The organism is Iningainema tapete BLCC-T55, from assembly GCF_014698965.1.
GTDB lineage: Bacteria > Cyanobacteriota > Cyanobacteriia > Cyanobacteriales > Nostocaceae > Iningainema > Iningainema tapete.
Map to the genome: position 1 here is coordinate 12,359 of NZ_JACXAE010000093.1, position 26,638 is coordinate 38,996.

Here is a 26,638-nt window from a genome sequence, read left to right on the forward strand (position 1 = left end):
TGCTATGTGACAATTAACAATGATGTTTAAATAAAAGTACTTATGGGTAATGCTTCAAGATATTGGAACTTAGTGAGGATTGATGCGGGAGGTAAGCAGAAAATTCTGGAAATACCTGCTGCTATGTCTTTTTTCACACAGATGTTTGCCCCTTTGGTACTAGATGATGATGTACCTGACAGGGATATTCAGTTTCAACTGTTACATTTATATAATAATGCACTTAGCGAAACAGCTTTGGTTGCAGAGCGTTGTTTACTTTGCTTTCTTTCTTGGATTTTAGAGCAAGGGTGTGTGCAATTAGCCAGGAAATTTGGTGAAAAGCATAATTTTCGTTGCAGTGATTTGTTACCTTTTGTCCTAGATGATGATGGTAAATTATCATCAGCAAGTAAGTATAAATGTTTTGCTCGGCAAATTCTTCAGAGTTTTGATTCGCAGCAAAGTAGCTTGACTACTTGGGCGACGATCAAGGTAAAACAGCATCCCGAATTAAATAAATTTCTATTGGAGTGCGGTCTTTATTTGATTAGTGATTGGGCTATTTTAAATGATACTCAACTTAAGCAATTGGAGCGTATTCTCAAGGAATTCTATACTTTGAGTGATATAGAAATTCAAGAAACACAGCATCTTCTCCAGAGTTATCATACTATATATCGCGTTCAAAGGCTACAACAAATTAGAAAAAAGGTAAGAAGTATATGTCCCGAACCAACTACTGAACAATTAGAAAATATTGCCCAATATATCATGAATAAAACGGGTCGATTATTTGATGCTGAAACTGTGAGACGAAAGTTGAAAAAGCTAGCTTCTCAATTACGAGAGTATCGAATTTATGTTCGGGGTGGTTCTTTAGCAATAGATTCTCTAGATGCTGTGAATCCGGGCAAGTTTAATTCCTTATTAGAAGAAAAAATTGATACCTCAATAATTGATATTGTTGAATCAAAGGACGAACAAGTTGAGTTTTTGCAGTTTTATCGTCATCAATTTCAAATTTCTTTACAGCAAGCTTTAGCCAAAATTACAGAATCAAGAGTAAGACAATTACAGCATAAAAAAGGAAATAAAGCACAGAAGTTTTTAACTGCTCTCGAACTATCTCAATGTCAGAAGTTAGCAATGAAGGAAATCGCCGAGCAACTGGGAATGAGAGCGCAAGATGCAGTGACGAAGTTATTGAAGTTAAAGGAGATTCGGACTGATGTACAACAGGAAATGTTGATGGCTTTAAAGGATTTGGTGAAAGAAAAAGCTAAAGTATATGCAGATGTCAAAGCTTTGAAGCAATTAGATGAGCAACTGACAATTTTACTTTCGTCAGAAATCAGCAAGATTATCGAAAATGCAGAAATTCAATCTCGAACGATGAAAAGCAATTTAAAAACAGATATTTTTGCAGAACGTTTATGTGAATACCTCGATATTAGAAAACAAGACAATAATCAATTATGAATAACCTAAAAAGTAATATTTTACCCATGTCTTATCTAGATTTTGAAACATTACCAACGTCAGCGATCGCTTTATCATCTAATGATATTGAGGGAGCCGCAGAAATTAGCGATCGCATTCCTGATGAATTGAAGCAATGGCAAGTTTATCTCAATTGTTTGGCTTTATCTGCTTTTGAGCAATGGTTAGAGGAAAGGACAGAATTAGTAGCGACTAATCGAGATAAATGTACGATTTTACAACCAGCTTTGGCGAATTTTATTAATGGTGTTGCTAATTTACAAGTTGGTGAATTTAAGGTTTGTCTGATTGCTACTGGTAGTCTCAGCGATGAAATGGTGAGTTTACCCAGAGTCGTTATTGATTTACCTGAGTTTATTCCCCATTTTTATGTTTTGGTGGAGGTGTTAGAAGAACAAGAAGCAGCGAATGTTTATGCTTTTTTATCCTATCCAGAATTGATGGAGACGTTAGATGTAACGTCTCTACAGTCGGATTGGAATTATCAATTACCAATATCGTGTTTTGATGATAATCCAGACCGTTTGTTGCTATATTTCCGTTGTCTGGAAGTATCAGCAATATCTTTACCAGCAATTCCCACAAACCGAACTGGGATTTTAGCAACGGTACAAAATCAATTACTGGAATTATTACCTGAGTTGCGATCGCCTGAACGAGAATTATCCAATATTTTAACCTGGGAACAAGCAACTGCTGTGTTTACTAATCCAGAATTACTGAATTGGGTTTATACCTTACAAAAGCAACATTTAGAAACACAAAATCAGCCTTCAGTCAATACTTCTCTACAGGATTTAATCAAATTAATTACCCAACCAGCACTCAACGCTGGACGTTGGTTGTGGAATGAGTTAGATGAATTAGCGCAGGAACTTTCTTGGGTGCTGTTACCAATTGCATCAGCTTCCGCAATGCGTTCAATGCGTAGTCCAGCGGAAGAGTTTGAGGTAATTGTTACTCAACTACGACAGAGGGGTTTGGAAATTCCCATACAAGCAAGGGGTGCGTATCAGGATTTACTGTTAGCTGGGATACCTCTACGGTTGTATGCGGTAACTTGGCATTTGGTAGCAGAATCTGAGCAACCGAAGTGGAGTTTATTATTAATTTTAGGCGCACCTGCTTTAAGTAATTTACCTTCTAATATTAAACTTAGGGTCAGCGACCAAACGGGTATTTTAGAGGAACTGGGATTAAATGTGGAAAGTAAAGATTCTTACATCTTTACCTGTGTAGTGGGTAATTGGGATGAAAAGTTTTTGGTGAGTGTAAGTTTGATGGATGGGGTTGAGGTTACCTTATTACCGTTTGCGTTTGATTTGGGGAGGTAGAAAATTTTGGAACATTTTCACTAGACATAAGTAGCAGGTTGAATGCCTAGTGTTTTCATGAGTTCTGATAGGGAGACTTGACGAAGTTGAGCGAGGTTGGCGAGGGCTTCGAGGCGTTGGGCACCGAATTGTTCGATTTGATTGCTGAGTTGGATCAAGGTGTTGTATTCAGCGTCCGTGAGAGTTTCAGCTTCTTTTTTCGCACGAAGCGTTTGGTACTGAGCGCGGAGTTCTGGGTCGATACATTGGTTAATTTTATGGAGCAGTTGAGCTTCTTCTAATGGCAGGACGTTTGCTTTGCGGTAGGCACGAAGGATGACAACCTGCTGGACGAGGCGATCCAGGTCTGCTTCGTCCAGTTGATTGGCTGCCTGGATGAGTTCGTCGAGGCTCATAGCGGCTTCCAAAGGATATTACGGAATTTTTTCTATTATAAAGGACTGCCTAGCCCAACGCTTGGGGCTGAACCTAGACCCATACATTTGGGTATACCTCAAAAAGACTTTTTTGGCTTTTCTTCACAATATCTTTACTTTACAAATGACTAGCAGTGTTTCTACGGAATATCTCCTCAAGGTATCGTAACTATGCTGAGGTGAATTTTCGAGTTTTGCATCAATTTTTGCATAACCTGGGTTGCCCTCAGAAATACAAGAGATTGAACAAGCGATCGCCTGTAGCCATACATACAAGAGGAGTAACCAATGTCTAACCGTTTGAAGGGTTTCGCCCTAGCTACTTTAGTGTTTTCACTGACTTGTGGTGTTGGAGTGGCAGCAAGTGATGTGGTAGTCAAGCATACACTGGCACAAACTGCGACAAGTTCAGATCGGAAAGCGGAAGCGGATAAGTTGTTTCAGGATGGGGTGCAGCAGTTTCGGCGTGGAGAATATCCCAAGGCGTTGCTGACTTATCAACGGGTGTTGGAGATCCGGCGACAATTGGGGGATAAACCTGGGGAAGCGGCAACTTTAAATAAATTGGGAGAGATTTACAACGGATTGAATCAACCTACACAAGCTTTGGAAGTTTTGCAGCAATCTGTAAATCTGTATAAATTAATTAAAGATAAAGGTGCTGTTGGCGAAGTTTTGGATAATATTGGCACAAGTTATAGATTAAAAATTGATACTACCAAAGCGTTAGAATTTTACCAACAAGCTTTAGCAATTCGTCTAGAAGTAAAAGATAGAGAAGGTGAGGGTAAGACACTAAGTAATATTGGATTTGCTTACAGTAATCAAGAACAATATCCTAAAGCTGTAGAAACTTTACAACAAGCTTTGGCTATTCATAAAGAAGTCAAAGATAAATATCGCGAAGGGTATACATTACTTAGAATTGGGATAGTTTATGGGAATTTGCGTGAATATAAACGTGAATTTGAATTTTATCAACAATCCTTAATCTTAAATAGGGAATTGGGAAATAAAGATGGGGAGTTTCGCGTTCTATTAAATATTGGATGGCATTATAACAGTCAACAAGATTATGTTCGTGCTGTAGAATTTTGGCAGCATTCATTGGTAATTGCGCGAGAAGTTCAAAATAAATCACTAGAAGCTATCATTCTTAATAATATTGCTGATGCTTACTCCAGTCAAAAAGAATATGGCAAAGCGATTGAATTTTATCAGCAAGCATTAACCTTAGCTAGAGAAGTCAAAGATAAATCAAAGGAAGCAGATATTCTTCAGATGATGGGGAATATTTACTTTATTCAGAAACAGTATAAGCAAGCTAGTCAAATATATGAACAAGCATTAGCCGTAGCTAGAGAAGCTAGAGATAAATCACGAGAAGCTAATATTCTGACAGAAATTGGAAAAGTTTCTTTTCAACAAAAACAATATCCACAGGCGATTGAAAATTATCAAAAAGCACTTATTATTGCACAAGAATTAAAAAAGAAGCCTCTAGAATTAGGTATTCTTAGAGCATTAGGAAACATTTACTTCCGGCAAAATCAGTATGAACAAGCAATTAAAATCTACAAACAAGCATTAGGTATTGCACGAGAGGAAAAAGATAAATCTCTAGAAAGTCGTATCTTAGCAGAGATTGGAGATACTTATAATGAGCAAAAGATGTATGACAGCGCTCTTCAATTTTATCAGTCAGCCCTACCACTTCTAACAGAAATAGAAGATAACGCATACAAGGCTAATTTCTTGATTGTTATAGGGCAAACTTATTTATTTCAAAATAAAGATGACCAGGCAATTGAATTATTTCAACGAGCGTTAAAGATTTTCCAAACGCTTAAAGATAAAGAAGGACAAATGACTGCTTTGTATAAAATCATTGCAGGTCATAATTCTAAAGCTGTAGACTTCTTTATTAGAGAATTATATAGTCAGGCGAAAGTAGAATATTCTCGTGTAATAGAACTAGCTCCATCAGTTATTAATCTTGCAAAAGAATTAAATAAGCCAGAAATTCAAGCATCGACTTTAGGTGACTTAGGTGCTGCTTATGCTTTTTTACGTGAAAATAAAAAGGCAATTGAAACTTTACAACAAGCTGCCAGAATGGCTCGTGATTTGAAAGCATTAGTGACTGAAGCAACAGCTTTAGGTGCCTTAGCCAACATTTATCGATATCAAGGAGAACATCATAAACAATTAGAAGTTAACCAGCGATATTTAGAAATAAAAAGAGAAGAAAAATCCAAATTACCCCAAGAATATGGTTTATTGGGAGAAGTAATTGCATTAAAATCTCTAGCTAGTACTTATAATATTTTGGGTGAGCATGAAAAGGCAGTTGAGATATACCAGCAGGCTTTACTTATAGCCCAGCAAATTAAGATTGATAAATTACCATCTAATCTTCGGGATAATGGTGTCCAAGCAGAAATTTCTTCTTTGGGCGGCTTACAGACAAGTTATAGTGTCCTTGGGAAATCGAATCAAGCTTTAGATTTTGCTCAACAGGCAGTCAAAAAAGCTCAAGCATCAGGTATAAAAGAGTATTATGCAGAAGCTTTGATTGACTTAGGTGAATCACACACTAATGATTTCAAAGATTATCCCCAGGCAATTAAAGTTATTAACCAGGCTCTAATTATAGCACGGCAAATAAAAGAACCTAAAATCGAGGCACAAGCATTAAAACAACTTAGCGATACTTACACAAAACAAGGTAATCACGCTTCTGCACTAGAATCTGCACAGCAACTGTTAGCTATAGCCACGCGGGTAGAAAGTCCTTCTCTAGAAGAAGATGCTTTAAATAATCTACGAGCCATTTACTTTAGTCAGGGAAACTATAGTAAATCTCTAGAAATAGCACAGCAAAATCTGCAAATAGTACAAAGCAAAATGGTTGGAACTGAAATTATTGTTTTGCTCAATCTTATTGAGAATTACATTTATGTAGGAGATACGAATCAAGCATTTGAGACAGCACGACAAGCTTTAGCTTTAACAAGAAAGCAGTCAAATTTATTTTTTGAAGTAGGTGTTTTAATATACCTTAGTAAAGTATATAAATTCCAAGGAGAATATGACAAGGGTATTAAAATAGCAGAGCAAGCATTAAGCATTTCACGTCAAATAAATAATTTCACTTTAGAAATAGAATCGATAGCTGCCTTGGCTAGCATTTATGAAGCTACGGGACAATATCAACAAATTACATCCCTTGGTGAACCTCTACTTGGTAAAATCCAAAAGTTAAATAATCCAGTTAAAAAGGCAGAAGTTTTAATTGTTGTAGGTAAAGCATACGGATTAACTGGGCAGTATACTAAAGGGAAACAATTAGTCGAGCAAGGTTTAGCAACTGCCCGTGAGTTGAAAAATCCACTATTGGAAGTCCAAGCTTTAACAGCATTAGGTAGTATTTATAGTTCCCTTAATAATTATGGGCAAGCTTTAGATTTAAGACAGCAAAGTTTAAAAATTGTACAGCAACTCAAAAGTCCTATCCTTCAAGTTGATACCTTATACTTTTTGGGAGACATTTATAGCAAACTAGGAGACTACAAAAGTAGTGCTAAGTATTATGAACAAGCATTGGCAATAGTCAAACAGTTCAACAATCGACAGGGTGAAGGTACACTTTTATTAGCTCTAGCTAGTAATTACTTTTATCAAGGAGAAGCGAATAAAACGATAGATTCAACAACAAAAGCATTAGCAATTTTTACAGATATTAAAGAACCACGCTTAGAAGCGTTAGCAAAATTAGTTCTTAGTGCTGGCTATAGTGAATCTAATAATGATGCTAAAGCGATGGAATCTGCTCAAGCATTTTTGGACTTTGCTAGAAAAAACCAAAATAGTGTTTGGGAAAAGTTAGCACTCAGCAATATTGGAAGTCTGCATCGTAAGTTTGGCAGAACAGAACAAGCAATAGTTGCCTATCAGCAAGCATTGGCAATTCAAACTGATAATCAAGTAAAAGGTGCAGATGCTGGTATTTATGCTGGTTTAGCACGGGTTTATCAGGATTTAAACCAACCTAACATTGCCATTACCTACTACAAGGAGTCTGTTAATAGACTTGAAGAAATTCGTCGTGGTATCGAAGGTTTACCCAAAGAATTACAAAACTCTTTCTTGAATTCAACTATTGATTTCGACAAAATGAAGGTATCGGATATATATGCTCAACTTGCAGGTTTGTTAAATTCTCAAGGAAGATATAAAGAAGCATTCCAAATACGGTTACTCATCGAAGAACAAGAAATTCGAGAAGCAAGAGGTTCTAGAGGAGTCGCAGAAGGTAAATTAAATATCCCTCTGACTCCCACAGAAGCAAAGATTCCCGAACAAGGAAAAATAACAATTGCTTTAGCAAGTCAGATAAGTGAATGCGAAAGAACTAATTGCAGTCAACGCACTGAACTTAATAATAAGCTTACTGATTCAATCCAACAGTCTCTTAAAGAATTGCAGAAAATTGATAAAGAAATTCGGAATGATCGTGCTAAAGACGATCAATTCTTTAATCCGACAGGATTTGCAAAAGCCCAAGCAATTGTTGAAGCCCAAGCAAAGGAAACACGGGCAAACACCGTGATGATTTATCCTTTGGTATTGGAAAATGAATTGTGGTTACAAGTATATGGCGAAAAAGGTCTAGTCAAAACAGAGAAAGTCCCAGTATCAAGGAAGGAATTAAGAAATACAGTCAAAAAATTTCGTGAGTTAATGGGAAAATGTGAACCAGAAGGTTATTACTGTGGTGTAAAAGATATTGCCGAAATACAGCCAGTCAGCCAACAACTCTACAAATGGCTAATTGAACCATTAGAGGTGGAATTAAAGGATAATCAAGTAAAGAATCTGATTTTTACCCTTCATAGAGAAATTCGCTATATTCCCATGAGCGCACTTCATGATGGCAAGCAATACCTAATCGAAAAATACACAATTCATAATGTCACTACAGAAAGCTTTAACGAGCAAGAGAAACCACCTACTAATATTCAAACTACTCCCCTTTTAGCAATGGGATTATCGGAATCTGCTCCCGATTCAAATCCTAATTCCAATAAGCATTTCCGGGCTTTACGATATGTACCCAAGGAATTAGACGCTATTGTTCGTGAAAATACCAACGATAAGCAAGGAATTTATCCAGGAAAAGAGTATTTAAATAAAATATTCAATTTTGAAATATTGCGAGATAATTTGAACAAATACAAAATTCTTCACCTTGCTACTCACGGTGTATTTGACTCCACAAGCCCAGAACAATCTTATATCTTAATGGGAACTGGTAAGCCATTAACACCGATTATGATTTCTAGCTTGATAGGATTAAAGGATATTCATTTAGTTGTTTTGTCAGCTTGTCAAACAGCCCTTGCTACTTCTAAAAATCAAGATGATCCTCAAGACGGTGTAGAAATTAACACCCTTGCTTACGAGTTTATGAATCGAGGCGCTAAATCGGTAATGGCTTCTCTGTGGATAGTTGATGATCTCAGTACATCTCAACTAATACAACTATTTTACAAAAATCTTGCTACTGGCAAAATGACGAAATCTCAAGCATTACGTCAAGCCCAATTAAGTTTGCTCAAAGGTAATCACTATACAGGAGAAAATGATGCTAAACGTGGTGTCCATTTAGAGAGAGAACTTGGTGCATTACCCAGGAAAGAACAACGAAAAAGTAGTTACTCTCACCCTTACTACTGGGCACCATTTATTTTAATTGGTAACGGTTTATAAAAATCACCAGAGATGCAATTAATTGCATCTCTCCCAACTCATAAATAATGAATTACCAATCAGCAATCACAAATGACTAATTTTTATCTCAAAGTTAAACACATCGAAAAACTTTGTTTATTTGAACTCACTTGGGGAAAAGGACAGCAGCTAAACGTCACAATTCCCTATCCTCAAAATCTCACTATCCTCTATCAAGATTGGCAACGTTCCTATCTAAATTATTACAATAATTACACAACACAATCAGTACGTGGTAGGATTGCAGATAGTGGTGTCATTGCAACACCTCCTACTGACTGGCACGCAAAATTAGTCCAAGCTGAAGCTAAATTTTTACCAGAATTTCATAAATGGTTGCGCTGCGGAGAATTATATGAAATTCGTATGGTATTAGCTAATGTGGCAGGGGAGAAAGGAAAAATAGAAACGCTTTCTGATTCACCGCAGACTATAAATCTTTTCCTTACTTGTAATACCATAGATTTAGAACGCTTTCCTTGGGAATCGTGGGAAATTGGTACAGAATTTGCACTTTCTTCTAGTAAGGTTCGCATTGTTCGCACACCGATAAATATTCATCAAGGATTTCGACAGCAAAATCATAGACTCACCCGCAAAGTTCGCGTGTTAGCAATTTTAGGTGATGAAAGTGGCTTAGATTTTAAGGCTGAAAAGGAAGCAATACGTAAACTAAAACACATTATTGATGTGGAATTTGTAGGTTGGCAACCAGAAAAAAGTGTTCCCGACTTAAAAACTGAAATCAAAGATGCTATTACCTCAAACTTAGGTTGGGATATCTTATTTTTCGCTGGACATAGTAATGAAAACAATTTAACAGGTGGAGAAATTAGTATTGCCAAAAATGTCAGTTTATCGATTATTGAAGTAGCACCATTATTAGCGATCGCAGTAGAACGAGGTTTACAATTTGCGATTTTTAATTCCTGTAAGGGTTTGAATATTGCCAACTCCTTGATTGACTTGGGTTTGAGTCAAGTGGCTGTGATGCGCGAACCCGTTCATAATGCTGTAGCAGAGGAATTTTTACTACGATTTTTACAAGCTTTGGCTGAATTCAAAGATGTTCATGAAGCTTTATTATTAGCATCTCAATATCTGAAAACAGAGAAAAACCTGACATATCCAAGTGCTTATTTAATCCCTTCTTTATTTCGTCATCCAGAAGCGCCTCTATTTCGGATTGAACCATTTGGTATTAAACAAAGGCTCAAAAAAATTATCCCAACTCAAAAAGAAGCTATAGCACTTGCAGCTTTATTCTTAATGAGTTTACAAATTCCCATCCAAAATAACTTATTAGGACGTAGATTGTGGGTGCAAGCTGTTTATAGACAACTAACAGGAAAATTTACTCAGCAGGATATTCCACCAGTTTTATTAGTACAAATTGATGATGAATCAATTACAAAGTCTGAAGGTAAAATTACTAATCCCAGACCGATGAACCGTGGATATATTGCGAGTTTAGTTGATAAACTAGTAGAAAAAGGAGCGAGAGTAGTAGGTGTTGACTTTGTTTTAGATAGATATCATCCACAAGACGATAAAACTTTAGCTCAGTCGATAAAAAATGGGGTTAGTGCGTCTCCCAATCCAACTTGGTTTGTATTCGCAGGAACTATGCCTGATGGGGGAGGATGGCAGACTGTTATACCAGATATCGCTAATTTAAACTGGAGTTTAGATGGGGAAATTAGCCTATTATTTTGCGATGAGATAAAACGTATACCTTGTTATATGACACTTTTCCCATCATTATTACCATCCTCAAGTTCTCATTCAAAACCATTAGGTTTTTCCAGTTTATTGGCTTTATCGCATCAGCTAGAAAATCCTACATCTACTTCATTGAAAGCTAGTGAAAATAATCCGCAAGTTCCCCAACCCAAACTAGATAGTCAAAGCAATTTTTGGCAGCAGTTAAATAATTATCTCAGTCATAATAAACATAATACAATTTTGCGATCGCCCCGTTCTCGGTTGCAACCAATCACAGATTATAGTACTATAATTGCCCAAATGTGGCTGCATCCTATCATTGATTTTTCTATCCCTCCAAATCAAGTCTATGAATCTGTCCCAGCTTGGCAGCTTTTAGATAAAGACACTAAAAATTCACCTTTAGCAAACATACAAAAACAAGTAGTTATCATCGCGCCAGGGGGATATGGGGAAGCAGGAATGTCAATAGATAAAGAAGATAATTTCGATTTACCCCCAGCACTAGATTTTTGGCGACTTCAACAAGGAAACAATCGCAGAATTATACCTGGTGGAGAAGTTCATGCATATATGGTGCATCATTTCCTCAGGCAGAGATTAGTCATACCCATTCCCGATGTCTGGATATTGGGGATTGCTGTCTTGATGGGAAAATATCTCTACTACTTATTACGCAAAAATCTCCAGTATCGCTGGCAATGGCTGATGTTACTTACTTTACTAACAGGAGTTTATGGAATTATCAGCTTGGAAATCTACATATCATCCCTAGCTATTATTTTACCTTGGTTTTTACCATCTGCCACCGTTTGGACATATTTCATAACAGCTTTTTTACGGAGAAAAGTTCATGAATAATTACAACTTGATTTTATCTAGCTTGATGATATCTATGATGACTGCTACGCTCATCCCCGCTTTACCACATCAAGCATCCCATGCAGAAAACCGTTCACTACAGCCATCTTTTTCTTGGTGGAATATTTTTAGGAGAAAACCTCCCGTGGGAAGGGGACCTGGTGGAGCGCGTCCAACAATACATGGTATTTGTGTTGCTGCACCAGATTTTGGCGAAACGATTTGGAGCGATCGCCCATTTATAATTTGGCAGGGAAATCCTAAAAAAATCGGACTTTCTCAAGGTATTCCCGATCCGACTGCAACTGAAAATATTAAAATAGGAAAACTTTATGCAACTTACACGGGAAAACCCTTGCAACTTGGTCAAACCTACAGTTGGTTAGTAGCTGCTATTGACCAATCGTGGACGGGAAATATCCGGTTTAAAATCATGGAACCGCAGCAGAGACAGCGCATCACCAATGATTTACAACAATTGGAGCAGCAAGAAAAAAGCAAAGGAACAACTGCTGAGGGTATAGCTTTTGCAAAAGCGAACTATTTTTTAAAACAAGAACCACCATTGTGGTCGGATGCATTGCAGCAAGCTTACTCAGTGGAAAACCCTTCACCGGATTTAGCCAAGATGCGGGAAGAGATTGTGAAGGATTGGTGTAAATCCAATCAACCATAGACTAAGAATTTTTAACTTTTTGAGAAGTGGGACATACCACATCTTTAAGATGCCTGACATTAAGCCCCAAACTGTTGTTATACAAGAGTTTGGGCATTTATATCATGAGCGGTATCGTAAATACTGGCATAGGGATTATGATGGAAACAATAAGTTGCGATCGCTGTCTATGAATCTTCAATCCGTTGCAAATTTAAACAAGCTGCCTCTTCATGTCCTAGTTGAACGGCTAGATTCAGGACATTTTATAGCATCAGTGTCAGAGTTAGCTGATTGTGTAGCCGAAGCTGAAAATCGTGAGGATGCGATATCTTCGATGGGCTTCGCCTACGCATCTGTACAGGAAAAAATTAAAGCAAGGCTAGCAAATATTGAGATTTTGACGATAGAAGTTTCAAATAATCCCTGGACAGATTTTATTGGTATGTTTGAGGGAGATGAGGAGTTTGCCGAGCTTGCTGAGGAATTGCGGACAGAGCGCGAGTTAGATACAAATGGTGCAGCATGAGCCTGTGGTTGCTAGATACTGACCATGTATCTCTTTGCTGCAATTGGCTTAGTGAATGATGCAGTTGTGGTGACACGAAACTACCGAGATTTTTCTCAGGTACCAGGTTTAAAAATTGAGGATTGGTCACGGCTGGATAGATAATTCCTTGGAAATGGCTTAAGTAAAGGGATTGTAGATAAATCAACTTCCCAGAACAAAAAAATTTCACCAAAGCGCAAAATTTTTGCATATCCTCCTTTCCCTCAGAAATACATAAACACAAGAGAAGAAAAGAGACTTCCAGAACGCGAAAAAACATTGTAATTCACTCTGCGATCGTATCTATTCCTCTTGAGCAAACATCACTCAACAATTATCAATATCAAGGACTCAGAAAAATGAAAAAATTCACATTAGCACTTGGCATGGCTGTATTAGGTACAATTGTTTCCAGTCCCAAAGTATTCGCAGAAAACCTCGAACAACCCGAACCAGTGCTCATTGCTCAAGCTAACCCTCAACTCAAGCCACAACTACAACTACCCTCAATTAAACTCCAATCTACACCTAACTCCAACCCTGAAAATAGTAACAATATCGAGACATTACTAAATCAGGCAGAAGAGTACCTAGAAAAGGGTAATTATGACAAAGTGGTTGAAAATTGTAACAATGTCTTAGAACAGGATAAGAATAATTATGGAGCCTATATAATGCGAGGTTTAGCATACACCCAGCTAGAACAATACCAACCAGCAGTCAAGGACTTTAACCAAGCAATTAACATTGAACCCAAATCTTATTACTCATACTTTGGGAGAGGTTTTGCTCGCTTCCACTTAAAAGAATACGAACAGTCACTAGCAGATTTTAATCAAACAATCAAACTGGAACCAGACTTTGCCCATGCTTATTTCTGGCGCGGTATTACTCAAGGTTATTTAGGTAATAAACAAGGAGCAGTTGCAGATTTACGACAAGCTGCGGAACTGTATAAGAAAGAAGGTAAAACCGACAATATGAAGACAGCACTTGACCTTTTAAAGCAAATTAGTTAGTGCAAATACTAAGCCAAGATTCCCGACTTTTGAAAAAGTTCGGGAATCTGTAGCACTACCAAAAGGCGCAAAAAATAGAACATGCCAAAATAATTCACTTAGCAGCCAATGCTTTTCCTAATAATTGTCAGAAGGGAGACTCTCCTGATGCGATTGCGCTTGCTTCTTCGGATCGAGATGACGGTTGGTTGAGAACTGAAGAAATCCAGAATATGAAGCTCAAAGCTGATTTAGTTGTCTTGACTGGTTGCGATACAGCTTTAGGAAAAATTACTGGTGATGGTGTGATTGGGCTTTCCCGTGCTTTTTTAGTGGCTGGTGCAGATAGCGTCATTGGTTCCTTGTGGGCAGTGGATGATATGGCAACGGCATTTCTGATAACTGAGTTTTATGGTAATTTAAGCAAAAACACGGATAAAGCGGGTGCGTTACGTCAAGCGATGTTGGAAACGATGAAAAAGTATCCAAATCCTCGCAATTGGGCTGCTTTTACGCTGATTGGTTTGTTGTAATGGTGTGGGGTTATGACTATGCGTTCCTGCAAAATTGGGTTAGGTGTGTTTATTTGTTTGTTGGTTGTTTCTTCAACTTCATTAAGTTCTAGCTTGCCGATGGTATTTACAGCGTCGCAGGTGTTAGCGCAGACTAATACTGACCGCAAAGCAGAAGCAGATAGGCTATTACAACTAGGTATACAGCAGTTTCAAGCCCATCTACTTGAAACTGCATTACAATCTTTTCAAAAAGCACTTATTATTTACCGGAACATCAAAAATCGTAGAGGTGAAGGTTTTGCCCTGCTTGGTTTGGGATTGGTTAACTCTAGGTTGCCGGATTATCCTAAACAGATGAATTACTACAAACAGTCTTTAGCAATTGCACGGGAAATTAAAGACTCAGAATTAGAAGCGCTAGTGCAGAAAATGCTTGCAGATGCAAAAATCAGGAGTAATCCTCAGAAATCAGAAGCAGATAGACTAAACCAACAAGGTATTCAGCACTCTCAAAATGGTCAATTTAAAGCAGCTTTGCTATCTTGGGAACAAGCATTACAGATATATCGAGAAATTAAAGATCGCCCTGGTGAAGGTGGTGTTTTGGGTAATCTGGGAGCTACTTACGGTTCGCTAGGAGACTATCAAAAAGCTATTGATTTCAACCAACAAAGTTTAGTGATCGCCAAAGAATTAGGCAATCGCGCTGATGAAGGTGGTGCGCTGGGTAATATGGGAATTGCTTACCGTTACCTGGGAGACTATAAAAAAGCTATTGAATTCCACCAACAAGAATTAGCAATTGCCACAGAAATCGGTGATCGTGATTCTGTCGGTCGTGTTCTGGGGAATCTAGGGGTTGCTTATTATAACCTTGGGGACTATCAAAAAGCCATTGAATTCCACCAACAACGTTTAGCAATCGCTAGAGAAATCGGCGATCGCGCTGGTGAAGGTCGTGCGTTGGGTAATCTAGGAAATGCTTACTTTGAACTTGGGAACTATCAAAAAGCTATTGAGTTTCACCAACAAAATTTAGCAATTGCCAAAGAAATTGGTAATCGCGCTGCTGAAGCTCGTGCGCTAGGTAATCTAGGAAATGCTTACTCTGAACTTGAAAATTATCAAAAAGCTATTGAGTTTCACCAACAAAATTTAGCAATTACTAAAGAAATCGGCAATCGCGCTTTGGTTGGTGTAAGATTGCTTAATCTAGGAAATGCTTACTCTGGACTTGGGAACTATCAAAAAGCCATTGAGTTCTACGAACAAAGCCTAGCAATCGCTAAAGAAATCAGTGTTCGTAAAGTTGAAGGTGTTACGCTGAATAATCTGGGAGCTGCTTTGTTCTACTCTTGGAAGTTTGCAGAAGCGGAAAAAGTCCTAAAACAGGGGATTGAGGTTTGGAAGTCTCAACGGAGTAGATTAGGTAATCGGGATGATTTTAAAATTTCCATTTTTGAGCAACAAGCACGCACCTATCGTATCTTACAAAAAGTGCTGATCGCCCAAAATCAAACCGATGCAGCCTTAGAAGTTGCAGAAAGTGGACGCGCAAGGGCTTTTGTCGATTTACTGGCTAGTCGTCTTGACCCTAATGGTAATGTTTCTTCCTCCACAGACGCAACAATTGAGCAAATTAAACAAATTGCCAAATCACAAAATGCTACCCTCGTTCAATATTCTATTATTTATGATAGTTTCAAAACTGCAGGTAAACAACAAGCCAAAGAATCAGAACTATACATATGGGTAATCAAGCCCACAGGTGAAGCGATCTTCCGCAAAGCCGACTTCAAACCTTTATGGCAGAAAGAAAAGACAAATTTAGAGCAATTAGTTAAAATCAGCCGTCGCTCAATTAGTGTCAGAAGCGTTGAAATTGAAAACGTACCTAAACCAAATCCAGAAAATCAAAAGAAATGCTTACAAAAACTCCACGAAATATTAATCTCACCCATCGCTGACTTGTTACCGAAAAAAGAAACCGACAGAGTAGTATTCATCCCTCAAGAATCATTATTTCTAGTTCCCTTCCCTGCATTACAAAACGAAAACGGCAAATATCTGATAGAAAAACACACCATCCTCACATCTCCATCAATTCAGGTTTTAGATTTAACAAAAAAACAACATCAAAAACTTGGAAACAAACCCATACAGACTAATAAGATGCTGATTGTGGGTAATCCCATCATGCCTAAAGTCCCAATAAAAGTTGGCGAAACGCCGCAACAATTACCACCTTTAGCTGGCGCAGAAAAAGAAGCAATAGCGATCGCCAATTTATTTAAAATCCAACCCTTAATTGGCAAGCAAGCTACAGAATCCACCGTAGTCGAACGCTTACCCCAAGCACAAATTATTCACTTTGCCACCCACGGATTATTTGATGATATTCGGGGTTTAGATAGTTCCATTGCTCTAACACCAGAAAATCCTACCTCCCTCTCATCCCCTCTAAGCAAAGAAGATAAAAAACGCGATGGACTCCTAACAGCAGACGAAATTCTCGATCTAAAACTCAACGCCAATTTAGTAGTTCTCAGTGCTTGCGATACAGGTAGAGGAAAAATTACAGGGGACGGTGTTATCGGTTTATCTCGCTCTTTAATCAGCGCAGGTACACCCAGCGTCATCGTCTCCCTGTGGTCTGTAGATGATGGTTCAACCGCATTTTTAATGACCGAATTTTATCAAAACTTGCAACGAAAAATGGACAAAGCCACAGCATTAAGAAAAGCTATGCTTGACACCAAGAAAAAATATTCAAGTCCATCACAATGGGCAGCTTTTACTCTCATTGGGGAGGCTGAATGACCTAACCCACTTCCCACCCTGCACTGGAGGCAGAGCCTCCGGAAATACGTTACAAGTCAGAGCCTTGTAACGAGAGAGAAGTCAGAGCTTTGTAACGAGAGAAACAAGTCAGAGCCTTGTAACGAGAGAAACAAGTCAGAGCCTTGTAACGAGAGAAACTCCCTCACTCCCAGAAATACAAATAACCAAACAAACCAAAATCGCGCAACTAAGATCCAAAATCACCATGTCCCACATCAAACGCCGTCAATTCATCCAATTCGCTGGTTCTGCTATAGCCACAATGGGTATTAGCCAGTTAGATATTATGCGTCAAGGAAAACGTTACGCAAAAGCTCTAGCACAAGATACACCCCGCAAACTGGCGTTACTTGTGGGAATTAACGATTACAAAAATGGCATACCCCCTCTAGGTGGTTGCGTAACCGACGTTTCCTTACAACAGGAGTTACTAACCAACCGCTTTGGTTTTAATGAAAAAAATATTCTCACTTTGATCAACGCACAAGCCACACGCCAAAACATTTTACAAGCATTTGACGAACACCTGATCAAGCAAGCCAAACCCGGTGATGTAGTGGTATTCCACTTCTCCGGACATGGTTCGCGGGTAAAAGACAGAGACAAAGATATGCCCGATGGAGTCAACGGTACAATTGTCCCCGTTGATAGTTCCTTACCTCCAAATGGTGGTGTAGTACAAGATATCATGGGACACACGCTGTTTTTACTCATGTACGCATTGCAAACCGAAAACGTCACCGTGGTGTTAGATTGCTGTCACTCAGGGGGTACAAAACGGGGAAATTTTGCTGTTCGATCCCGCGATGGTGGAAGTAATTTCTTACCCAGTGATGCAGAATATGAGGAACAGCGTAAATTGTTGGCGAAAACCAGACTTTCACAACCAGAATTTATCAACAAACGCCGCAAAAACGTTGCTAAAGGAATCGTAATTGCAGCTGCAAAACGTGACCAATTTGCTGTAGATGGTCAATTTAGTGATTTCAGTGCAGGGGCTTTTACCTACGCTTTAACTCAATATCTTTGGCAGCTAAATAGAAATGAATCTTTTGCAAGAACTTTCGCAGGTGTTAGCCGCAATGCTCAGAATTTAGCATCGAACACAGGTGGTTTTCAAGAAGCAGAAATAGAAACAAATATCAAAAATGCTAACACCCCATTATACTTTTTACCTCCAAGAAAGATTCCTGCAGAAGCCGTAGTCACGGGTGTGAATGGCAACCAAGTCAATTTATGGTTGGGTGGAATTGAATCACAAAGTATAGAAGGTTTTAACAAAAGCGCAACTTTAACAGTTGTCGATGAAAAAGGAGAACCACGCGGACAGGTGCAAATTGAATCACGCAAGGGCTTATTTGCTAAAGGTAAATTACTCGATACCACGCGCACACAAACAACATTAGCTAAAGGAACACTTTTACAAGAACGTATCCGCACTATCCCAAAAAATATAACTTTAAAAATCGGACTAGATGACAGTTCTCTTGATAGTAATACTATTACTCAGGCGAAACAAGCACTACAGGCAATACGCAGCATCGAAGCCCTACCTCTACGACAAAAGGAAGTGCAATATATATTTGCTCGCATGACTCAAGCCAAATATCAGGAATTACAGAAACAACGCATACCAAATTTACCTGCGGTGGGTAGCTTTGGTTTATTTACACCTTCCTTAGATGCCATTATTGTTAACTCCTTTGGCGATGCAGGAGAAACAGTAACTACAGCAGTTAAACGCTTACAACCAAAACTTCAATCATTCTGGGCTGCTAGAATTGTTAAAGACATTCTTGGCAACAAAAATACATCAAAAATAAATATTTCTGTTTCGATGATTATTGCTGATAGTCAAGAACTCCTTGCCGAGACTTTTACAACTCGTGGTGCCAAGCTAAATAATGAAACGGGAAACCAATCAACACCAACCAAACCAGTAAATATTTCCGTCGGTATACCAAAATTACCCTTGAAAACGAAAATTGCCTTCCAGATTCAAAATAAAGAATCAGTACCCCTTTATGTCAGTATTTTAGGTATAGATAGTGCTGGAGACATGGCGATTCTCTTTCCTTATGATTGGATGGAGGACACTATACTAGCCGCATCAATAGAAGCAGGAAGTAAAGTATTAATTCCCAAGCCCGAACATCAACGAACCGGAACAAGGATGAATATTGGTGAACCATTGGGCTTTTCAGAAATACTTATCATCGCCAGTCCAATACCTTTACGCGATTTACTTGACAAACTACAAACACTCGCGGCTTCTCAAGGACAAGCTGGTAAACGCAGTCCAATAACAGCAACCGGAGATGAATTTTTAAATTTAACTAATAACCTACTTGATGATTTAGATAGAAGCACTCGCAGTGCAACTAGTGCTGATAATATCCAACTTCCTGACGGAGAACGTGGAGTTGATACAAATAAATTAGCCGTGATGTCGATTCCATTTGAAGTAGTGCGTTAGTGAAAATTAACCCATTAAGCTCAGATTTACTGGAGAAATTGTCCTAGCGATCGCCCACTAGCTTCGATAGAATAAGCATACTGTTTTAGTCAGGACGACACCATGCCCAAGGTTTTAGATCCAAAAGAGTCCTATACCTTTAGCAAGTATTTTGATTTGCCTTACTCACCTGAAGATATTTTGGCAGATTTGGGCTGTACGATCGAGCGCAGCGATCGCGAAGATCTCCCCTACACGCAATGTGAATTAGATTGGTTAGCTGAACTCACACAGAGTATGCGGCGCAGACTGAAACGGGTAAATACAACCACTGAACAAGCCCGCCGGGAGGCATTGATTTTTCCGTTGCTCGATCAGATTTGCGATTTTTTAGACTATTCAATCAATATTGAGTATACGGTTAATGTGAGCAATTGGTTAAAAGGCTCCCTTGATTACTATATTCCCAGTCCGAGTAATCTTCTGATTATTGAAGCAAAACAATCGGATTTGACCAAAGGTTTTACTCAACTTGCCGTTGAATTAATTGCGCTTGATCGCTGGGTAGAAAGTGAGAATCCAATTTTGTACGGTGCCGTTTCAACCGGGGAAATTTGGCGATTTGGTCTGTACGATCGCGCAGCACATCATGTGGTAGAGTATTTACCACTGCATCCAGTACCGCAGGATTTGGAGTTTGTCACGCGGACGATTATTGGGATTTTGCAGGGAGAAGCAAAGAAGATGCAGTCTTGAGCAATCAATAATAGGCGTTTTCTCTAAGTACTCCACCTTTTTTATTGGTATCCATTAGCCTCAATACAGGGGGTATTAAGTTTTGGTGCTGATTCAGGTTTACCGCAACTAATACCGCACCGACGGTACAGTAATCTGGCGCAGTCACTAGATGGTACGATTTACGCCATTTCTCTGGGTTCAGGAGGAGGTACAACTTTGGTAACGTTAGACCTAGTGAACAAGTCAATTATCAATTTGTTACCATTACGCTTCAACTTTGTTTCCCAAGGTAACGCACTGGCTCAAATTTCGCGTCTCTCTTGCGTGTTTTGAGGTAATATAATTATCACCTTATTTCCGGTACCGCTTTTAACTAAGGTGATGAAAGAACCCAATGCCAACTATGATGAACCGTGGAAAGAAGCTCTAGAAGAATATTTTGAGCCTTTTTTAGAGTTCTTTTTCCCTCAAGTTCATGCTTTGATAGACTGGAGCAAACTCCCGAATTCACTAGATAAGGAACTCCAACAGATTACAGCATCATCTGACTCTGGTTTACGTTTTGCCGACAAATTGTATCAGGTGTGGCGACATAATAATCAAGAAACTTGGATCTTAATTCATATTGAAGTGCAAAGCCAAGAGGAGTCAGAATTTGCTAAACGCATGTATATTTATAATTACCGTGCCTTCGACCTTTACGAAAAGCCTGTAATTAGTCTAGCAATATTAGGAGATGAGCGCTCTAATTGGCGACCTTCATCTTATGGTTATACTTTAGGTGGTTGTGAAGTTAGTCTAAAGTATCCAATTGTTAAACTATTAGATTATGAGTCACAGTGGCAGGATTTAGAGGCAAGCACAAATCCCTTTGCTGTCATTGCAATGGCGCACTTGAAAACAAAAGCCACAGGGGGCAAATCACCAGAAAGAGAACAGTGGAAATGGAGTTTAGTTCGCGGATTATATGAGCGAGGTTTTGAGCGACAGGAGATCATCAAACTCTTTCAGATGATTGACAAGATGATGACATTACCAACAGAGTTACAGCAAAAGTTTAACGAAAGACTTAGACGTTATGAGGAGGACAGAAAAATGCCATTACTCAGCAATATGGAATTGATGGCAATGGAAAAGGCAACTAGACAAACCCTTCAATCCAACATCATTAGTTTGTTGCAGAAGCGGTTTGAAACAGTACCAGATGAGTTAGTTAAAGCTATCAATAACATTGAGGATATTTCTGAATTGCAAAGGCTGCATTTAGAGACGGTAAGTGTCAATTCAGTTGCCGATTTTCAGCAATTACTTTCACAAAATCCCGATATTCAGGAAAATTAGGACTTGATCGCGATTCTTAATTACGTTCAATATAGTTCTTCTCGGGTGGGTTGTCCTGCCCACCCTTATTTTAGGACAGGCTTGATGCGATCGCCCTCGAGCGAGTACTTGGAGATGTTCCTGAAGAAGCAACAGAAATTTTAACAGGACTTAGAAGCCTACACCGTATTGCTTTGCAATCGGTGTAGGAGTGTCACACTGGAATCCTTACGCTTTTTTTAAAAAGTAGTAAAGAAGTAAAAAATTTATTTACTTTCTTCTATATATTTCAGAATTCTCAAAGGAAGACGAGGGTTTCCTTTTAGTGCTGTAGGGTCAGTATCTTCATACACTACCGTTAAAAACTGAATAAACTCTTTTTTACAATTAAGTTCCCTTTTATTTTCAGACGCTTGCCACATTTCATCTAGTAATTGACTAGCATGATGATGAATTAAAGACACTAGGGGTAAGGGCATATTTGGATAAAATTCTTGAATTCTATTTCTTAGTTCATCAATTTCTTCTAAAAATTTTTCATACTTTTGCATAGTTTTCTTTGCTTTAAGTTTGGCGTTCTCCATCTGTTGATCATATGTTATTTTCTTAAGAGCTATTTCCTGTTCAAAATCTTGCACTGATTTTTTGATTGCTTGTTCAATCTGTACTGAAGATAATTCATTTTTCTCTTTAAGAGCTTTCGTTCTATCTGCTGTTTTCTCATACCATTCTAAATTTTTGTCTCGAATAGCATTAATAAAATCCATTAAAAATATACCAAAATATTTAGAACTGGGTATCTCATTCATTTAGTAATTTTTACTCCTAAAAAATCAAATCTATTCAAATTTATTAAAATACTTTTCAATTTCCTTCGCTTCTTTTGGAAAGAGAAGACAGTAAAATTTTGTTAATTCCTTTAAATTGTTTTCATCTAGGCATCTATCTATAACTTGTTTTATTTTTTCAAGTTCTTCATCAGACCTTATGCCCTTATATTTATCTAGTTCTTGTTTTAATATCTCTGCCAATTGGATTAGTTGTTTTTTCTTACGAGCCTTTAGTAAAATTTTTTGCTTTCGCTGAGTTTTGTAATTTAAATACCATTTATAACAAGTAACTAATCCTAAGCATACTGTAGATAATACTGATAAGACAATTTTGTTAAATATTATCAAATATTTATTCATATATCTTTACTTTACTAAATATATCTAAGACAATAGAATAACTTTTGTTACTAAATAGGCTGTTATCATTATAAGTAACATAGATTAATTGCCATGCTGTTTATACTTACGTAAACTAGCCTGAAAAATTATTGACTAATTGCCTTATAATTTACCTGTGTATTCGGTAACAGATTAACATAATAGAGGCAACTATCGATGACTACAGCCACTAATACTCCAGGTGTAAGATATGCTGTTGATTTGGTAATGTGTATCGATGGCACAGGCTCAATGTTTCCCATAATAGAGGAGGTTAAGGCATCAGCACTCAGCTTCTATGATAAGCTAGAGGCGAAGATGGCAGAAAAAAACAAAAGAATCGATCAACTTCGAGCTAAAGTAATAGTCTTTCGAGATTATTGGGCAGATCCAGCAGAAAAAGTAATGGTCTGTTCCAATTTTTTAAACTTGAGAACTCAAGCCTCTGACTTTGCCGCTTTTATATCTGAAATTGTAGCGGAGGGAGGCGGGGATGAGCCGGAAAACGGTCTAGAAGCTTTGGGATTAGCTCTGACGTCAAACTGGGAAAAAGCACAAGATTTTGCAAAGCAACGATACGTTATATTGATGTGGACTGATGCCAGCGCTCATAGTCTGGATAAAGGATTAAAGCCAAGCCACTATCCTCAAGAGATTCCGCAAACATTCGATGAATTAACCGACTACTGGTCTGAAATACCAAAAAGTGCCAAACGTCTAATTTTATATGCGCCAGATACAAATCCTTGGTCTGTAATTGGTTGTAGCTGGGATAACGCTATACATTTTCCTTCTAAAGGGGGGTCGGGTTTGGAAGAATTTGAGTTTTCAGAAATCCTAGACGCGATCGCTAGCAGTGTCTAAGATTTCTGACATAATTTACTAGCTCATATATGTTTTGTGTTACCAACGCCCTTTGTTAATATTTTGAGCCTTGAACCCATGAATTGTGAATTTGGTTTATGTGTTTTTCTCGAAGCCATCAACGAGCGAGGCGAAGATGGCGAACCTGTAGTTGTCCCATATCAAAAAACAGTAGCGATGGGTGTTTTTGATGGATTAGGTGGTAGGTCTGCTGGATATGATGGAATGACAGGAGGGAAGATTGCTTCTAGTTTGGCTTCTCGGATTACAAAACAATTTTTGCAACAAAGATATGGACATTTTAATGAGCAGGATATTACTCAGCTTCAAAAAGATATATGCAATCTATTAAAAACCAACGCAGATACTAAAATTAAACAATCAAGGCTACAAGGCACGATGGCTGGCAAACGCTTGTGTACAACTCTAGCGCTTGTTAGTATATCCTATATAACTCCAGCCAATAATTCATTCCGGTTAAGTTTAGGTTGGATAGGAGATTCCCGCATTTATTTTTTAAGTCCAACAAAAGGGTTACAGCAGCTGACAAAAGATGATCTGACGATAGAAAATGATGCATTCAAGTTAATACGTGAAGATCCACCAATGTCTCAATATTTAACGGCAGATATGAATGCTAACTGGCGAATTAATTTTAAAACTGAGGAGTTTTCAGAAAATGGCTGTGTCCTTGCTTGTACAGATGGTTGTTTTCAATACTTAGAGTCACCTTGGGCATTTGAAAAGCTACTTTTAGAGACTTTGATTCAGTGTCAGTCGTTTACTGATTGGCAAAATTTACTGTTAGATGCTTATACAAAGATTAAGCAAGATGATGTTTCTCTTGTCTTACGATCTGTTGGCTTTGAGAGTTTTCATGCTTTGCAAGATTCGTATAAACAACGTTTCGCAATAATCAGAGATCGTTTTAGCTACCAGATTGATGATTACCAAAAACTAGAAACACATTGGAGCATTTATAAACAGAATTATGAAGAAAAAATAAAAAGTGAATATTTGACAACTAAATATAATCAAGAACCTTTAGTTTCTCATCATAAACAATCTCAAAAAGTGGTGAAAACATCAGAATATGAAGATGAGCAACAAGTAAAAGTAAATGATACTTTTCAGCAAAAATCTTTCGGTGAAGATAGAGAGCAATTAAACAAAAAGGAAGTAGTAAAATTATTAGAACAAGGTGACAAATACTGGAAAATGAACTCATATCAACTAGCAATTTATCAATATAGTAATGCATTACGATTAGATCCAGATAATTGTGATACTGAATGGAAACTCGGTTGTGCTTACACGGAATTAGGTTTCTTCGAGCAAAAAGTTTATGTTAATATCTTTAAATCTAGACATCACAAGACAGCTGTTAATTTTTTTGAAAAAGCGCTTTCTAATCCATATATAACTAAAACTAGCGAAGATAAATACATATATTTAAAAGCTCTGCTAGGAGATCGTAATTACGATAAAGTAATTCAAGTATGTCATGAAATCATTCAAAACGTTCCCAACTGCGCTTATGCTTTTCATGTTATTGGATATAGCCAAAAGCAACAAGATTTATTAGAAATCGCTTTAGAAAATTTACTTAAAGCAAAGGAGTTATATCAAGTAGAACAAAAATATCAACAGGTTCAAGAAATTGATAATTTATGTAATGAGATTGAAAAGAAATTAAAGGCAACATAAGTAGGATAGACTTTAAATAGATTTTTAAATACAGGAATAGGAAATCATGTCGTATAAGATTGGAGATGTAATTGCAGAAAAATATGTAGTAACTCGTGATTTTGATAGTGCTAATGCAGGTCAATGCCAGTGGGGTTTTGTAGAGTATAACGGTACAGAATATTTTATTAAAAAGTTTTTAAATCCTGTCTACCCTGGTGTAAGCGCACCTGGAAGTGAGAAAAATAAACAGAAAAGAAGAAAGCAGTGTGAGGAATTTGCTAAAAGACATATAGCTATTCAAGAAGCGCTTTCTAGCTGCGGTGAAGGTGGTTTAGTTGTAACAACCGTTGATTTTTTTGCTGATGGAAAAGATCCAGATATAGGTAGTCACTTTTTCAAGGTTTGCCAAAAAGTTGATACTAGTTCGATGTCTGGCAAAATTCACACCTTGAAAACTAAGGATCGTTTATTTGTAATGTTAACCGCAGCTTTTGCACTGAAGATTTTGCACTCGAAGGGAATTATTCACTTAGACTTGAAGCCAGATAATATCCTAATTCAAGAATTCAGCAGTAATCTAATTGCTAAGATAATAGATTTTGACAGCAGTATACTTGAAGGTGAGTCAATAGAAGCTGATTTACTTGTTGGTGATGCAGCTTACTATTCACCTGAATTTAGTAGATATGTTGCTACTAATGGTGCAACTCCAATACCTACAAAAAGCTCTGACATATTTTCACTTGGTTTAATCTTTTGCCAATACTGGACTGGTAAACTGCCAGTTTTTTCTAGTACCTATCCTTATGCGTATGAAGCAGTTCTTAATGGAGAAAGACTTATAATTCCTATCTATGGAGATGATGATAGTAGGAAGTCTAAAACACCTGGATCTTCTCGATTAAAAGGAACGGGTATTAAAACAAAGACGATTATTAACTCTGGTAAAGATTTAGTCGGAGTAGGGGTTTATAAATTAATTGATACAATGCTAGATTTAGATCCAAATAAGCGTCCACTAATTGCTGATGTGCATCGCATTATTAAGAATCTCTACGACAATGGTATACCACTTGAACATGAGTTAAGTGAATCAGATGAAGATAAAAGCAAGTTTAATGGATCTGGGAAAAGTAGACTACACGGAACTTTAAAAAGTAGCAGAATTCGTGGAACTCTTAAACCATAAGA

General features: G+C 37.7%; 18 protein-coding genes. 15 read left to right on the top strand and 3 right to left on the bottom strand.

Features of this window, described 5'->3' with window-relative positions; translation table 11 throughout:
- The first annotated feature begins 42 nt into the window (after positions 1-42).
- Entirely contained in the window at positions 43-1,461 is a 1,419-nt protein-coding gene (locus ICL16_RS31115; RefSeq protein ID WP_190835462.1) for a hypothetical protein, read from the top strand.
- Positions 1,458-2,816 (top strand): DUF1822 family protein, encoded by a 1,359-nt coding sequence (locus tag ICL16_RS31120; protein ID WP_190835463.1) that lies wholly within the window; start codon positions 1,458-1,460, stop codon positions 2,814-2,816. Before ICL16_RS31115 ends, ICL16_RS31120 begins: the two co-directional genes overlap by 4 nt.
- Positions 2,817-2,836: 20 nt before the next feature.
- On the opposite strand, the gene ICL16_RS31125 is transcribed toward ICL16_RS31120, so the two are convergent.
- Positions 2,837-3,211 (bottom strand): STAS/SEC14 domain-containing protein, encoded by a 375-nt coding sequence (locus tag ICL16_RS31125; RefSeq protein WP_190835464.1) that lies wholly within the window; start codon positions 3,209-3,211, stop codon positions 2,837-2,839.
- 309 nt (positions 3,212-3,520) lie between these two features.
- Here ICL16_RS31125 and ICL16_RS31130 point away from each other — a divergent pair, with 309 nt between their 5' ends.
- The 10 genes from ICL16_RS31130 (at position 3,521) to ICL16_RS31180 (ending at position 21,704) form a co-directional block, all read left to right on the top strand.
- Positions 3,521-9,004: a CHAT domain-containing protein gene (locus ICL16_RS31130; protein WP_190835465.1), complete on the top strand. Its 5,484-nt coding sequence runs from the start codon at positions 3,521-3,523 to the stop codon at positions 9,002-9,004.
- 72 nt (positions 9,005-9,076) lie between these two features.
- On the top strand, positions 9,077-11,611 hold the full coding sequence (locus ICL16_RS31135) for a CHASE2 domain-containing protein (protein ID WP_190835466.1): 2,535 nt from the start codon (positions 9,077-9,079) through the stop codon (positions 11,609-11,611).
- Positions 11,604-12,287, top strand: a complete 684-nt coding sequence (locus ICL16_RS31140; RefSeq protein ID WP_190835467.1) for a hypothetical protein — start codon at positions 11,604-11,606, stop codon at positions 12,285-12,287. The genes ICL16_RS31135 and ICL16_RS31140 overlap by 8 nt, the downstream gene beginning before the upstream one ends.
- A 49-nt stretch (positions 12,288-12,336) precedes the next feature.
- Entirely contained in the window at positions 12,337-12,795 is a 459-nt protein-coding gene (locus ICL16_RS31145) for a type II toxin-antitoxin system HicB family antitoxin (RefSeq protein WP_238361038.1), read from the top strand.
- 380 nt (positions 12,796-13,175) lie between these two features.
- Complete coding sequence (locus ICL16_RS31155; RefSeq protein WP_190835468.1) at positions 13,176-13,835, top strand: tetratricopeptide repeat protein; 660 nt, start codon at positions 13,176-13,178, stop codon at positions 13,833-13,835.
- 74 nt (positions 13,836-13,909) lie between these two features.
- Positions 13,910-14,347: a CHAT domain-containing protein gene (locus ICL16_RS31160; RefSeq protein ID WP_337907163.1), complete on the top strand. Its 438-nt coding sequence runs from the start codon at positions 13,910-13,912 to the stop codon at positions 14,345-14,347.
- Positions 14,348-14,359: 12 nt separating this feature from the next.
- A complete protein-coding gene (locus tag ICL16_RS31165) occupies positions 14,360-17,149 on the top strand; it encodes a CHAT domain-containing protein (protein ID WP_337907161.1) in 2,790 nt (929 codons plus the stop codon).
- Positions 17,150-17,375: 226 nt separating this feature from the next.
- A complete protein-coding gene (locus tag ICL16_RS31170) occupies positions 17,376-19,646 on the top strand; it encodes a caspase family protein (RefSeq protein ID WP_190835470.1) in 2,271 nt (756 codons plus the stop codon).
- Positions 19,647-19,748: 102 nt separating this feature from the next.
- A complete protein-coding gene (locus tag ICL16_RS31175; protein ID WP_190835471.1) occupies positions 19,749-20,381 on the top strand; it encodes a hypothetical protein in 633 nt (210 codons plus the stop codon).
- 363 nt (positions 20,382-20,744) lie between these two features.
- Positions 20,745-21,704 (top strand): RpnC/YadD family protein, encoded by a 960-nt coding sequence (locus tag ICL16_RS31180; RefSeq protein ID WP_190835472.1) that lies wholly within the window; start codon positions 20,745-20,747, stop codon positions 21,702-21,704.
- Between the two features lie 245 nt (positions 21,705-21,949).
- Here the strand turns inward: ICL16_RS31180 and ICL16_RS31185 are convergent, their stop codons facing one another.
- Entirely contained in the window at positions 21,950-22,492 is a 543-nt protein-coding gene (locus ICL16_RS31185) for a hypothetical protein (protein ID WP_190835473.1), read from the bottom strand.
- Positions 22,493-22,522: 30 nt separating this feature from the next.
- Positions 22,523-22,873 carry a hypothetical protein gene (locus ICL16_RS31190; protein WP_190835474.1) on the bottom strand — a complete coding sequence of 117 codons (351 nt, stop codon included), beginning with the start codon at positions 22,871-22,873 and terminating at the stop codon, positions 22,523-22,525.
- Positions 22,874-23,071: 198 nt separating this feature from the next.
- Here ICL16_RS31190 and ICL16_RS31195 point away from each other — a divergent pair, with 198 nt between their 5' ends.
- Genes ICL16_RS31195 through ICL16_RS31205 form a run of 3 tightly spaced genes read left to right on the top strand, consistent with a single transcriptional unit; the run spans position 23,072 to position 26,636 of the window.
- Positions 23,072-23,758 (top strand): vWA domain-containing protein, encoded by a 687-nt coding sequence (locus ICL16_RS31195; RefSeq protein ID WP_190835475.1) that lies wholly within the window; start codon positions 23,072-23,074, stop codon positions 23,756-23,758.
- A gap of 36 nt (positions 23,759-23,794) precedes the next feature.
- Positions 23,795-25,465 carry a tetratricopeptide repeat protein gene (locus tag ICL16_RS31200; protein ID WP_190835476.1) on the top strand — a complete coding sequence of 557 codons (1,671 nt, stop codon included), beginning with the start codon at positions 23,795-23,797 and terminating at the stop codon, positions 25,463-25,465.
- Between the two features lie 46 nt (positions 25,466-25,511).
- Positions 25,512-26,636, top strand: a complete 1,125-nt coding sequence (locus tag ICL16_RS31205; protein ID WP_190835477.1) for a protein kinase domain-containing protein — start codon at positions 25,512-25,514, stop codon at positions 26,634-26,636.
- Positions 26,637-26,638 lie beyond the last annotated feature (2 nt).